The sequence below is a fragment of the Paenibacillus sp. NPDC056579 genome, assembly GCF_042793215.1.
Taxonomy (GTDB): Bacteria; Bacillota; Bacilli; order Paenibacillales; family NBRC-103111; genus Paenibacillus_S.
The window spans coordinates 666,340-676,990 of sequence record NZ_JBHTVD010000002.1; the positions used below are offsets into that span (position 1 = coordinate 666,340).

Here is a 10,651-nt window from a genome sequence, read left to right on the forward strand (position 1 = left end):
TAAAAAAGCAAAAAACCGCGGAACAACGTAAAAGACGTTTTCCGCGGTTTTTTGCTTTGTGTGAACCTTAGCAGGCTAGCTTCATGCCGCCAGGCGAAGAATGATAATGCCTATCAAGGCGCAGGTCAGGCCGCTAACCTCTAGACGGCTGAATCGTTCCTTCAGCACAAAGCGGGCATAGAGCAGAACGAAGACGACGTTCATCGCGATGACGACCGATACGAGCCCTGTTACGCCGAGCCTGAAGGCGGGCATGACGAGCATCATGCCTGAAATGTTGGTCAGACCGACGACCATGCCCCACAGCAGCGTTCGGCTGAAGCCCCAGACGGCGGGAATGCCTGTCGGCAGGGCGGGGCTGGAGCCGGGGCGGTCAGTTGAAGCACCCGGTTCCGCAGCCGCTGCGACCAACGCTTCTGTCGCCGCTTGCTTGCGCTTGCCGATATACCAGGACAGGCCGAACAGCAGGGTGCCAGTAACATACATCGCACACAGGGTAGGCAGCGTCTCGGCTCCCAGCATCGTCGCTTTCTTCGAGGATAAGTCCGTGATGCCGAAAGCAACCATCGTCAGCGCTCCCCATTGCGCGCCCTGCAGGTTGCGTAAGGAAATATCGTTGGAGTAACGGATCATAAGAATACCGAAAATAATGACGACGAACGACAGCAATTGCCATGTGTTCAGCTTTTCGTTCCACAGGAAGTAGGCGAGAATTACGACTACGACCGGCGGAAGGCCTGTGAACATGGCGATCAGAGACGCTTTACCCACCGCAAAGCCCCGATACATGGATGCGTTCGAAATAAAAGAGAACAAGCCCATCAGAACGCCCACCCAGCAGCCGTCCGACCAGGGCTGGCCTACGATCATGTTGATAGCGGCGGCGATGACGGTTCCGGACAAATAGACGCCTAACAGCAGCAGATTGCGATCGATCGGCCGCTGTGACGTCCATTGATACAAAATGCCCCTCAAGCCGAAGCAAACGGCTGAGGCGGCGGCAAATGCAAACCACATGATGACGGGCTCCCTTGCTGATATGTTATTATATAGGAAAGTTTAAGTTTCGGTAATGCGATAGCGTGCGTACTGAAGATCTCTCCTATTGGCGATAAAACCTGTATGGCTTACGAAGGGAGTTTTGCTAAAACAAAACTGTAAGGTCGCCAATCTCCCGCAGTACTCCGAATGAGGCTTTCTCATTCCTCGTAGATCATTTTGACGGTCATTCCGCCGTCAATGACGAGGTTTTCCCCGGTGATGAAGCCAGCCTGATCACCGGACAAATACAGGCAGGCCGAGGCGATATCCTCGGGCCTTCCGACTCTTCCGGCCGGGTGCTGCAGCCGGTCGAGTTCGCTGTGGCGGGGCTGCTCGCGGCGCGACGCCTTCTGCCAGTCCCGGGTCTCGATCCACCCGGGACTGACGGCGTTCACGCGGATGCCGTAGCCGCCGAGGCTTACGGCCATCGCGTGAGTAAGCGCGAGCAGCCCGCCTTTGGAAGCGGAATAGGCCTCGGTATCCGCTTCCGACATAAGAGCACGGGTGGAGGCAATGTTCACAATGCTGCCTCCGCCTTGGCGCTTCATCGCAGCGGCCGCCTGCTGCGAGCAGAGGAAGGCGCCGCGGAGGTTGACGCCGAGCACCTCGTCGAACTTATCGACGGGGAGCTCCAGCATGGAGCCGTTGCGGCTTATCCCCGCATTGTTCACCAGTACATCGATACGGCCGAGCTCGGTTAGCGTTACCTGCACCCACCGGGATACATCCTGCTCTTCAGCCACGTTTGTACACATAAACATGGATTTGCCGCCGGCTTGACGGATTTCCTGAACGATTTCCAGTCCGGCTTCCTTGTCCGTATCGGCTATGGAAACCTCATAGCCGGCCTTGGCAAATGCAAGTGATACCGCTTTGCCGATTCCTTGCGCTCCCCCTGTAACGGCGGCAACTTTATTCAATTCAGGAACCTCCTCTCAATAAACCCATTGCTTTTTTTGGAGTATATAAATACTATAGTATATAGTATTACGAACGGAGGCGCAAATATGGATCCCGAACAGCGGACGGAGCGTGAAATTACATATCAAGTAGGCTGGAAGCGGGGGAAAATCGCGCTTCAGCAAGACAAGGCACAGGCTTCAAACGATGAATCGGCGAAGCTTGTAGGGCATTCGGCGAAAGAACGTTTGCTCGTTTGGAGCTTCCGGTATGTTTGGAGAAAGGCGGTCTTTATTCCCGATAAAGCGCTTCTGGTGGTCCTGACCGTATTCCCGTTGATAGCGTTTGCCTTGTCGCTGTGGCTTGTGTACCAGCTGTCCATTCAGCCCTACTAAATGAATGAATAGAAGATAGGGGTTGACCATATTGAAACTGACCTTAGCGATCCTTGGCGGTGTCATAGGCTTGGTTATCACAGCCTCCGCCGTCATGCTCGTCTGGTATTTATTGCAGCAGCGCAGCAAGAAGGAGCAGGAGGCATCCGCTGACCGACAGGGAGGCGCATCCATGCTCCTGCAATGGACTTACTTCGATTATGCATTAATCGGTATCTTTATGATAGGTAGCTTGTTTTTGTTGACGGATGTGGTTGCCGTCATACGCGATGCCGATAGCTACCCTTTGTATCATTACGGCTATCTGTTGAGCGGGTTTGTATTTACATTGCTCGGTATGCTGTTCATGGTATTGCGCCTTGCCGTCGTATTATCCCTGGTTCGTTCGCGGGGGGCGGTCCCTGCGCATGATCATCATGATCATCCAGGCCATGCTGATCAGGCCGAAGAGCGGGTATAGCGTAGTCAACAGCGCCTTGAATCCAAGAAGGCTCACGAGGTAGCTGAGCGTGAGGACAAGCCATAAAATCCAGGTTCGGGGAAGCTTGGTGCGCTGCTCCAGCTGCAGAGATAAGCCATACACGTCGGCGATGAACGTTGTGAAGATTTCACCGTAAATGACGCATAGGAACAAGAGCTGCAAGACCGGCCCTACCTTTTGAATGAGTTGTCCCATCGGAATGTCGAATTGGGAAATGCCGGGCATATGAGCCGACAAGGCGAAGTGACCGGCCAGCAGCATAATCCCGATGGCTACTCCACCCCATATTCCTCCCCAGAAGAGAACGGAACGATCGCGGACTTGCGCGCCGAGCGGGACAAGAACTCCCTGCGCCATCGACAGATTGAAGGCGGCATATAGAAACGGCGCGAACCAGATCCGTTCCAGAGGATAATCGGAAGTCAAATGAAGCCAATTGCCCGAGCCGGGCAAGTCCCACGAATACCAGACGATAATGGAGCTGAAGCACAGCATCATCGGCACGACGATCGAGTTGACGGCTACGATGGCCTTCATTCCTTTGTTCAGTACGGCATAGGCAAGCAGCAGTGTGACCATCAGGCCCAATTGGTAAGGAAGATGGAACTGCTCCTTGAACACGGACCCTGCACCGGCCAGCATTACCGTAGTAACCCCGAATAAGGTGACGAGCGTAAACAGGCTAATCCATTCGCCAATCCGTTCCCCGAAGAGCACTTTGTTTAAGTCTTCATAGGACTGTGCCTTGACTTCATGGGCGAGAAACATTAACTTAATACCAAGCCATACAAAAAGCGCGCTGGCGATTCCTATAGTTAGTGTAGCAAGCCAGCCGTACCGGGTGAAAAATGTCAGTATCTCCTGGCCGGTTGCAAAGCCGGCGCCGACGACGGTGCCGACATAGGTGAAGCTTACTTGCATAATGCTGCCGAACTTTCTCAACATCCCAGGTCCACCTTTCGCACAGCTTGTTCCATATAGTACAAGGTATGAGTTTAAGGGTGTATACATGCCTCCAACTTGGGGAAACGTTCGGATTCTGTTAGAATAAGAGAGGCCTATTCATCCTTACTATTGTTTATATAATCATTTGCAGGAGCGTGTCTGTGTGCTGGATGATATTTTGCTGCTGATTGAAAATTACGGATATATCGCCCTGTTCGGCTTGTTGGCTGTAGGGATTGTCGGAATTCCGGTGCCGGATGAGATCTTGATGACAACCGTCGGCTCATTGACTACGAATGGAGGACCTCTCACGCTGGGCATGTCTTTTGTGGTCAGCTATGCGGGGACGATGACAGGAATGATCGTCAGCTATATGTTGGGGAAAACGGTAGGGAAGCCGTTCTTGTACCGTTACGGCAAATGGGTCAAGCTGACTCCGCAGCGGCTCGATTTGGCAGAAGGGTGGTTCAAGAAATACGGCCTTTGGACCGTTGCGTTCGGATATTACGTACCAGGCGTCCGGCACTTTACCTGTTACTTAGCGGGGGTAAGCGCGGTCACGTTCTGGAAATACTTGTTGTATGCAGGCACCGGAGCACTTATATGGTGCGCTTCGTTTCTGACATTAGGGCATTTCATCGGCACCAACGCACCGAAGATCATGAATCTGGTGCATCACTATATGGGCATAAGCGTTGCCGTTATCATCGTTCTCGCCGCTATAGGGATTCTTATTTATATGAGGTACCGCAAGCGCGGGGCGTCCCGGCAAAAAACAACAAGCTGACCCGCATCCTGCGCAAAAAAAGCCTAGGCAAGGGAGATGAACTTCCTGCCAAGGCTTTTTCTTTTGTCGCAAGTGGGCCTTCTTATTCCGCAAACAGCTTGATCGAGTTGACCTTGTCGGTCTTCGGATCGATATCAAGCTTTAGTATGGCGCCTTTCGATTTGTACGTCATAACGTAGCTTGTGTTCGTATCCGGCTTGCCCAGCGCTTTGAAGACGGCGGCTGTCGATTGACCCAGCTTCAGTCCGTTTAAGCCCGGATTGATGTCGCTGCTGCGGATGTCGATGAACTGAAGCTGATTTTGCTTGTTGAAGCCTACCAGAAAATCCGTATAGTCATACACTGTGATCGGGTCGGTTTCGTCGTCCATCTGGAATTGCTCTTTCGGCTTGCCGTATTTCCCTGTCACTGCATCCGGTGCAGATTTCAAAGTCAGTCCGAGCAGAGTCGGCTTGGCCTGATTGTAGGGATCCTGGATGTCGATTTTCGGTTTCGTATGGGTCGGCTTGACAGGTTCCGTTTCTTCCTCTGGCTTGTGCGCTGAATCGACACTGGCCAATGAAACCTTGTCGTTCGGATTCGCAGTTGCCTGCGGCGTCGGTTCCGGATCAGCTGTTTCCGGTACAGTCTTGTTGACTTGATCGGACGAAGCTGCGACAGGCGGTTTGGCTGCGGAATCGGAAGGCGTAGACGGCTGCTGCGCTTTAGGCGTATTATTACATCCGGTAATCAGCATAATGAGGATGAAAGGAACGAGCCAACTTGCGACGTATGTAGTTGATTTCAGCATCTCTGACTTCCTTTCCTGTTATCTATGAAAACATGGAGACATGCCTCATGGAACGCTCGCTTATAGCCTTATTAATCATACTCTGTCCGTTTTGAATCTACAAAGAGCATTTTTTAACAAAAATGAGGACAATTTTATGAAAACGATCGTTTCTTATTTTCAGTAATCCATTTTCATGGCGAAGGTCATTGTTTCTTGCTCTCTGTACTAGATAGACGTTGTAACGAAATGAAAAGTTGCACAAACTTTAGAAAAGATTATAAAGTAAGTACTTGAAACCCAGAATCGCCATGTGATAAGTTAACGGAAAAGGTTTTTCGGGAGGAATTAGGAATGGAATTGTTAAAACAAAGAATTAGAGAAGTAGGAGTAGTCATCTCTGACGATATTATTAAGCTTGACGCAATTTTGAACCATGCGGTCGACCCAGCACTGACCACAGCCATGGGCAAAGAGTTCGCCCGCTTGTTCCGTGAGGACGGAGTGACCAAGGTGCTGACGATCGAGTCCTCGGGTATCCCTATCGCCTTCGCGGCCGCGCAAGAGCTGAATGTGCCGATGGTGTTCGCCCGACGCAAAAAGTCGTTGAACTCCGATAACACGGAAGTGTACTGCGAGAGAGTGCCTTCTTTCACGAAAGGCTTCGTGACCGATATCATGGTATCCCGTGAGTGGCTGGGCGAGAACGACCGCATCGTGCTGATCGACGATTTTATCGCCAACGGGGATGCAGCCAGAGGGCTTATCCGCATTATCCGCCGTTCCGGGGCGGAGCTGGTCGGAGTGGGGATCGCAGTGGAAAAATCGTTCCAGGCAGGCGGCCGCACCATCCGGGAGTCGGGTGTCCGGGTCGAATCGCTGGCCAAGATCTCGTCGCTTGCGAACGGGCGCATCGAGTTCGAGTAAGGGCCGGGCAAGAATTATTTTCAAGGTATTAAGCCTTCCCACTACAATGATTTTCCTTTATAATGGATTCAAGCAAAAGAGAGGAGGCATTGCTATGGGGAATGAAATACCGGCGGATTTTTTTGTTACCAAGTTGAACGAAGCTAAAATTCACTTCGAACGTGCCCTCGATTGTAAACATACAGAGTTTGATGACCTGTATCCCTATATGATTGAACATCCTCAATTTTTTTGGTACAAAAGGTACGTAGCTTGGTCTGAGCTGCTTACCATTGTCAAATTGAGCGAGGAGCTCGGAGTTGAATGGCAGCCGCAGTTCTCGCAGCAGCAGGTTGAGTATATCAACAAGAGAGTCATGTCCAGCAAAGTACTGGATTATTGGTTCGAGACCAATGACTCAAAGGAGCATGTAAGCTGACCGAGATCGAGCGGACATTGTTAATCGGCGGTTGATCCATAGATGTAAAAAAACCTACGAGCCTATACGGCAGTAGGTTTTTTTGCTTTTCTGCGCTTTGCCTGCGCTTGCTGCTAATTCAGAATGTTCATGCTCTCGATATGCTGCTTCGTTTCCGGTGTACCGAGTGCATGCAGCTTGCGGTAGATCTCTCTCAGCCAGTAGTCGGCTGCGTCGTTTTCTTTGTCGTTATGATACTCCCGGATAGGAATCATCGCTCTTGCCGCCGTATCATCGTGTGCCTCGGCCTGCTCCTCGAACAGCTCCTGAAGCTGATCGATATCTTCTTCGTTGGCCAATATTTCAAACTCGAAATTGCCGTTCATATCCTCAGGCTCGAGAATTTCACCGGACGCTACGGCAACATAGTACGTTTTTTTATCCATATCGGTAACATGACTCCTTTCGGAAAGCTTGTCCTGGAATGGAGATGCCGTCGGAAAGAGCATACTCTTGTTCCAACAGTTCCGTTCTGTTTATTGTATACCGTGATTGGTGTATTCTATTCTTAGCTGCACAATAAATGAAAGCATTGTCTTGCTCCGCTTAGGAGCAAAGGAGGGTATATATGATTAGCGAGGAACAATTGGATCAGTACCGGATTGACGGCACAAAGCTTCGGGTGGTGAGGGATGCCGATCCCGTTAACGATGTGAAAGGAATTGTCGTCGCATGGGACGATACGACCGTCATGATCCGCAAGCAGAACCGGAGAATCGTTAAGCTCGATCGGAGATATCACTATCAGCCGTTTACCGAGGAGCGCAATACGGATTGGATTGGTGCTCTAGAATGACTCTCGCTCATAGCGACGCCATCCAAGCTTCCCTTATTCCAGGGATCCGGCTGCTTGACTTCGAGGACGGGGTCAACAGCTTCTATATTATTGAAAGCGAACGAGGGCTGAAGACGCTGAACTCTTCGATGTGGGGAGAAGGCTTCGGGCGGCATTACCGACTCATGAACCGGCAGGTGGACCGTTCCTACTCCTGCGACGATCCAATGGCTGAAATGAACGATTTCATGCGTTTAAAAGGCCTTAAGGCAGAAGGGACTGCAGCTTTGCTAACCGCAGCCCGGGTGAAGGACCGCGGCTATTCGGAGCTGTCGCTGCATACGGGGCTCAAAGTATGTACGTGGGCAACGGCAGGGCTAAGCAACAAAGCGCGTGCCGGACAAGAGCAAAGGCCCGAGGAGCTGTTTCCCGGGACGATCAATATCATTACCGTCATCGATGGACAACTGACGGATGCCGCGATGGTTAACGCCGTCATAACGGCGACGGAAGCGAAGACGGCAGCATTGCAGGATGCCGGGATCCGCATGGAGGATATTGATAAGCATGCAACCGGTACAACGACGGACGCGGTCATTATAGCCTCAACGCAGGAGGGGCCTCCGTTCCGATATGCCGGAACCGCTACACAGCTTGGCTATTTTGTGGGCAGAACGGTGTACGAGTCCGTCAAAAGCTCCATAGTACGGTATGAGCAATGGGTATTATCTTCGAATCAATGATTCGATCAGATCGCCGACGTTCATTTGGCTCACTTCGTCCACCAGGCGGTCCAGCTTGGTCTTGCGGCGGAGAGAGCCTACCAGAACGATTTCGATTTCCTGATCCTTGTCGATCAGAACGGAATCTACGCTTAAAGCGTTGGTAAGCAGTCCCGCAATCACTATAATTTGTTGAGGTGTCAGCTTGCCGAAGGATGCCAGCTTTTTCTCGATATCTTTTTGATTGAAGCCGTTGTTTTTTTTGCTGCCGTTTCCGTTTTTTCCTCTATTGTTTTGACCTGCCACGGCAGTCACCCTCCAACCGGGTTATTCAATAAGCACCGAAGGCGTCTCGGCTTCTGCCTCAATCCCATCTGCACGTCCGAGTCCCAACAAAAACGATATTACAATAACGCTGTATACGATGAATGTAATGTCCCGCTTAATATCGTCCGGATCCTTGCATTTTCCCATATGCCATCGCCCAGTCCCTTCGCAAAATCACGTTTAGTTTATTATAAGACGCGAATGGAGCGTTGGTGATAAAAATAGTCAAAAGAAAAAACCGGAGTACGGCCGGACACCTTGATTGCATAAAGGCGCCGGATCGTTTCCGGTTTTAACTTGCTTAAGATCGGTTCGGTTCGTTGTCGCAAGAAGAGCCTTTCATCGGTTTGGCGGACGTCGTTTCCGCGAGCTTGTCCCCGAATTGATCGAGACGGGACGGGGAGCTTGCAGGGCCGTTGTTATCCGGTTTGTTATTTCTGCCTGACATCGTAATCACCTCCCGAACCATAGGGTTTCTTGTATGGCGATTTTTATCCCGTGCGGGCAGCGATTGTATAATCGAGTCGGATTTTGGGAAACTAGGATGGACATGCTTTGGACTGCATGAGGAAAAAGGAGGACCATTTTACGTGGAAGACGAGCAATTGGTTATATTGGATCAATTTTATGCATTGAAGCTGGAGAAGGAAGGAGAAGGCGGGGTCCGCGGCGAAATCATTAGACTAAGTGCAGACCCGGAATTGCCTGCAACCCATTTGTTCGATACGCCCGTTCAAGCGGATGTGCCAGCATTGCGAGAATGGTCTCTGCGCGCCTTGCAAGCATACAGGGAAGGGTAGTGCGGTGCTGATGGATGAGTCAATGCCTGAACGCGCCGATGATGTACAAGACTCCTAGCGTAGCGAGCATTCCGATTGAGATGAACATGAGTCCGCTTAGGAACAGCAGCGCGCCGGGAATCAAGAAGCTCACTACCACAACGATTCCTATGAACCACAGCATGAGTTGAAATGTCAGTTTAATAAAGCCCCACAAGATCAAGGCAGCCAATACGCCGATAGCCAACTGAAGCAGAATCATCCCGATCCCTCCTTGCCCTATGTATATGGACGCAGCACAGAAACATGATAGGTCAAAAAAATGTCATAGCTCGAACGGTTTTCGCATATACTGTAATCCGGTATTTGTTTACTTTGCGAAATATGAATCGGGGAGGTAATTAGGATGTCCACGGAAGGTTCTGCATTGAAAGGAACGATGTACGGCATTTTGTTTACGCTTCCAATTTGGGGCGTCATCGCCTGGGTTGTGTATGAATGGATGACATAGGAAAAAATGATTTGACAGGCATGTCCATCCGGTGATATGATACTTCTTGTCCGCTTCACGAAGCTGAAGAGACACAATATATGCGGTCATGGCGGAATTGGCAGACGCGCACGGTTCAGGTCCGTGTGGGCTAACCCCCCGTGGAGGTTCGAGTCCTCTTGACCGCACCAACCTCTAAATATAACAGCCATCTGATATCCTACGATACCAGATGGTTTTTCATTTGTGGAAAGGCAGTGTGAATAGGAAATGATTATTCGTACGGCAGTGGAATCAGACATCCATGCCATTCTAGCAATCTACAACGAGGCCGTTCTGCATACCGTCGCGACCTTCGATACGGTGCCGCGTACTTTGGAGCAGCAGCAGCAATGGTTTCAGCTGCACGGAACCCGTTATCCCGTCCTCGTAGCGGAGCTGGGGGGAATCGTGGTAGGCTGGGCTTCCTTGAATCCTTACTCCGACCGTCTTGCTTACGAGCGGACCTCGGAATTGTCCTTGTACATCCATCATGATTTCCGCGGGCAGGGCATAGGCAAGAAGCTGATGGATCAAGTCTTAAAAGCTGGCAAAGAAGCGGGACTTCATACCGTTTTATCGCGTATTACGGAAGGCAACGACAGCAGTATCTATATTCACCGGGAATTCGGCTTCGACTATATCGGCGTCATGCGCGAAGTCGGCTTTAAGTTCGACCGGATGCTGGACGTTATTTTGATGCAGAAAATGTTATAGTGGAGTGAAAAAAGCCACCTTCGAGGGTGGCTTTTGGCTTGTCGGGAAGCCTATATCGCTGGAAGTGATGCAAGGTATCCCGGTGGAGTATCTCCTTCCG

At 50.9% G+C, this 10,651-nt stretch carries 18 protein-coding genes and 1 tRNA gene; 10 read left to right on the top strand and 9 right to left on the bottom strand.

The features are described 5' to 3' along the window. Nucleotides 1-81: 81 nt before the first annotated feature. Together ACFQ88_RS10550 and ACFQ88_RS10555 are read right to left on the bottom strand one after the other, a co-directional pair. A complete protein-coding gene (locus ACFQ88_RS10550; protein ID WP_239633485.1) occupies nt 82-1,017 on the bottom strand; it encodes a DMT family transporter in 936 nt (311 codons plus the stop codon). Between the two features lie 182 nt (nt 1,018-1,199). Then, complete coding sequence (locus tag ACFQ88_RS10555) at nt 1,200-1,961, bottom strand: glucose 1-dehydrogenase (RefSeq protein ID WP_379454065.1); 762 nt, start codon at nt 1,959-1,961, stop codon at nt 1,200-1,202. A gap of 87 nt (nt 1,962-2,048) precedes the next feature. On the opposite strand from ACFQ88_RS10555, the gene ACFQ88_RS10560 reads away from it, so the two are divergent. Both ACFQ88_RS10560 and ACFQ88_RS10565 read left to right on the top strand, forming a co-directional pair. Beyond that, nucleotides 2,049-2,336 carry a hypothetical protein gene (locus ACFQ88_RS10560; RefSeq protein ID WP_379454066.1) on the top strand — a complete coding sequence of 96 codons (288 nt, stop codon included), beginning with the start codon at nt 2,049-2,051 and terminating at the stop codon, nt 2,334-2,336. A 31-nt stretch (nt 2,337-2,367) separates the two neighbouring features. Further along, on the top strand, nt 2,368-2,796 hold the full coding sequence (locus ACFQ88_RS10565; RefSeq protein WP_379454067.1) for a hypothetical protein: 429 nt from the start codon (nt 2,368-2,370) through the stop codon (nt 2,794-2,796). Here ACFQ88_RS10565 and ACFQ88_RS10570 read toward each other — a convergent pair. After that, nucleotides 2,707-3,759 (bottom strand): YkvI family membrane protein, encoded by a 1,053-nt coding sequence (locus ACFQ88_RS10570; protein ID WP_239635329.1) that lies wholly within the window; start codon nt 3,757-3,759, stop codon nt 2,707-2,709. The two genes, ACFQ88_RS10565 and ACFQ88_RS10570, sit on opposite strands and share 90 nt — an antisense overlap. A 169-nt stretch (nt 3,760-3,928) precedes the next feature. Here ACFQ88_RS10570 and ACFQ88_RS10575 point away from each other — a divergent pair, with 169 nt between their 5' ends. Continuing rightward, a complete protein-coding gene (locus ACFQ88_RS10575; RefSeq protein ID WP_239635330.1) occupies nt 3,929-4,549 on the top strand; it encodes a DedA family protein in 621 nt (206 codons plus the stop codon). Nucleotides 4,550-4,631: 82 nt separating this feature from the next. Here the strand turns inward: ACFQ88_RS10575 and ACFQ88_RS10580 are convergent, their stop codons facing one another. Beyond that, nucleotides 4,632-5,339 carry a DUF4309 domain-containing protein gene (locus tag ACFQ88_RS10580; protein ID WP_239633489.1) on the bottom strand — a complete coding sequence of 236 codons (708 nt, stop codon included), beginning with the start codon at nt 5,337-5,339 and terminating at the stop codon, nt 4,632-4,634. Between the two features lie 333 nt (nt 5,340-5,672). Between ACFQ88_RS10580 and ACFQ88_RS10585 the strand changes: the two genes are divergently transcribed. Both ACFQ88_RS10585 and ACFQ88_RS10590 read left to right on the top strand, forming a co-directional pair. After that, nucleotides 5,673-6,245, top strand: a complete 573-nt coding sequence (locus ACFQ88_RS10585; protein WP_239633490.1) for a xanthine phosphoribosyltransferase — start codon at nt 5,673-5,675, stop codon at nt 6,243-6,245. A gap of 94 nt (nt 6,246-6,339) precedes the next feature. Beyond that, the gene (locus tag ACFQ88_RS10590; protein ID WP_239633491.1) at nt 6,340-6,663 is read left to right on the top strand and encodes a hypothetical protein; all 324 of its coding nucleotides are present in this window, start codon (nt 6,340-6,342) and stop codon (nt 6,661-6,663) included. A 113-nt stretch (nt 6,664-6,776) separates the two neighbouring features. On the opposite strand, the gene ACFQ88_RS10595 is transcribed toward ACFQ88_RS10590, so the two are convergent. Continuing rightward, nucleotides 6,777-7,088, bottom strand: a complete 312-nt coding sequence (locus ACFQ88_RS10595) for a hypothetical protein (RefSeq protein ID WP_239633492.1) — start codon at nt 7,086-7,088, stop codon at nt 6,777-6,779. A 182-nt stretch (nt 7,089-7,270) separates the two neighbouring features. Between ACFQ88_RS10595 and ACFQ88_RS10600 the strand changes: the two genes are divergently transcribed. Both ACFQ88_RS10600 and ACFQ88_RS10605 read left to right on the top strand, forming a co-directional pair. Further along, nucleotides 7,271-7,498: a hypothetical protein gene (locus tag ACFQ88_RS10600; RefSeq protein WP_239633493.1), complete on the top strand. Its 228-nt coding sequence runs from the start codon at nt 7,271-7,273 to the stop codon at nt 7,496-7,498. Continuing rightward, nucleotides 7,477-8,220, top strand: coding sequence for an adenosylcobinamide amidohydrolase (locus ACFQ88_RS10605; protein WP_379454068.1), 744 nt, complete (start codon nt 7,477-7,479; stop codon nt 8,218-8,220). Before ACFQ88_RS10600 ends, ACFQ88_RS10605 begins: the two co-directional genes overlap by 22 nt. Here ACFQ88_RS10605 and ACFQ88_RS10610 read toward each other — a convergent pair. The 3 genes from ACFQ88_RS10610 to ACFQ88_RS10620 all read right to left on the bottom strand — a co-directional run bounded on the left by ACFQ88_RS10610 (nt 8,203) and on the right by ACFQ88_RS10620 (nt 8,974). Then, the gene (locus ACFQ88_RS10610) at nt 8,203-8,505 is read right to left on the bottom strand and encodes a hypothetical protein (protein ID WP_239633495.1); all 303 of its coding nucleotides are present in this window, start codon (nt 8,503-8,505) and stop codon (nt 8,203-8,205) included. The genes ACFQ88_RS10605 and ACFQ88_RS10610 overlap by 18 nt on opposite strands. A 21-nt stretch (nt 8,506-8,526) precedes the next feature. Further along, the gene (locus ACFQ88_RS10615) at nt 8,527-8,673 is read right to left on the bottom strand and encodes a hypothetical protein (protein WP_239633496.1); all 147 of its coding nucleotides are present in this window, start codon (nt 8,671-8,673) and stop codon (nt 8,527-8,529) included. A 154-nt stretch (nt 8,674-8,827) separates the two neighbouring features. Beyond that, nucleotides 8,828-8,974, bottom strand: a complete 147-nt coding sequence (locus tag ACFQ88_RS10620; RefSeq protein WP_379454069.1) for a hypothetical protein — start codon at nt 8,972-8,974, stop codon at nt 8,828-8,830. Between the two features lie 142 nt (nt 8,975-9,116). Between ACFQ88_RS10620 and ACFQ88_RS10625 the strand changes: the two genes are divergently transcribed. Then, on the top strand, nt 9,117-9,326 hold the full coding sequence (locus ACFQ88_RS10625; RefSeq protein ID WP_379454070.1) for a hypothetical protein: 210 nt from the start codon (nt 9,117-9,119) through the stop codon (nt 9,324-9,326). A 19-nt stretch (nt 9,327-9,345) separates the two neighbouring features. Here ACFQ88_RS10625 and ACFQ88_RS10630 read toward each other — a convergent pair whose 3' ends face one another. Next, entirely contained in the window at nt 9,346-9,567 is a 222-nt protein-coding gene (locus tag ACFQ88_RS10630; protein WP_239633499.1) for a hypothetical protein, read from the bottom strand. A gap of 331 nt (nt 9,568-9,898) precedes the next feature. Between ACFQ88_RS10630 and ACFQ88_RS10635 the strand changes: the two genes are divergently transcribed. Beyond that, nucleotides 9,899-9,986, top strand: a tRNA-Leu gene (locus ACFQ88_RS10635). 79 nt (nt 9,987-10,065) lie between these two features. Beyond that, complete coding sequence (locus tag ACFQ88_RS10640; protein ID WP_379454071.1) at nt 10,066-10,551, top strand: GNAT family N-acetyltransferase; 486 nt, start codon at nt 10,066-10,068, stop codon at nt 10,549-10,551. Nucleotides 10,552-10,651 lie beyond the last annotated feature (100 nt).

Excerpts from the sequence above, each read along its gene's own strand:
- ACFQ88_RS10550 (WP_239633485.1), bottom strand. The coding sequence starts at position 1,017 with ATGTGGTTTGCATTTGCCGCCGCCTCAGCCGTTTGCTTCGGCTTGAGG.
- ACFQ88_RS10560 (WP_379454066.1), top strand. The coding sequence starts at position 2,049 with ATGGATCCCGAACAGCGGACGGAGCGTGAAATTACATATCAAGTAGGC.
- ACFQ88_RS10580 (WP_239633489.1), bottom strand. The coding sequence starts at position 5,339 with ATGCTGAAATCAACTACATACGTCGCAAGTTGGCTCGTTCCTTTCATC.
- ACFQ88_RS10585 (WP_239633490.1), top strand. The coding sequence starts at position 5,673 with ATGGAATTGTTAAAACAAAGAATTAGAGAAGTAGGAGTAGTCATCTCT.
- ACFQ88_RS10590 (WP_239633491.1), top strand. The coding sequence starts at position 6,340 with ATGGGGAATGAAATACCGGCGGATTTTTTTGTTACCAAGTTGAACGAA.
- ACFQ88_RS10595 (WP_239633492.1), bottom strand. The coding sequence starts at position 7,088 with ATGGATAAAAAAACGTACTATGTTGCCGTAGCGTCCGGTGAAATTCTC.
- ACFQ88_RS10600 (WP_239633493.1), top strand. The coding sequence starts at position 7,271 with ATGATTAGCGAGGAACAATTGGATCAGTACCGGATTGACGGCACAAAG.
- ACFQ88_RS10615 (WP_239633496.1), bottom strand. The coding sequence starts at position 8,673 with ATGGGAAAATGCAAGGATCCGGACGATATTAAGCGGGACATTACATTC.
- ACFQ88_RS10620 (WP_379454069.1), bottom strand. The coding sequence starts at position 8,974 with ATGTCAGGCAGAAATAACAAACCGGATAACAACGGCCCTGCAAGCTCC.
- ACFQ88_RS10630 (WP_239633499.1), bottom strand. The coding sequence starts at position 9,567 with ATGATTCTGCTTCAGTTGGCTATCGGCGTATTGGCTGCCTTGATCTTG.
- ACFQ88_RS10640 (WP_379454071.1), top strand. The coding sequence starts at position 10,066 with ATGATTATTCGTACGGCAGTGGAATCAGACATCCATGCCATTCTAGCA.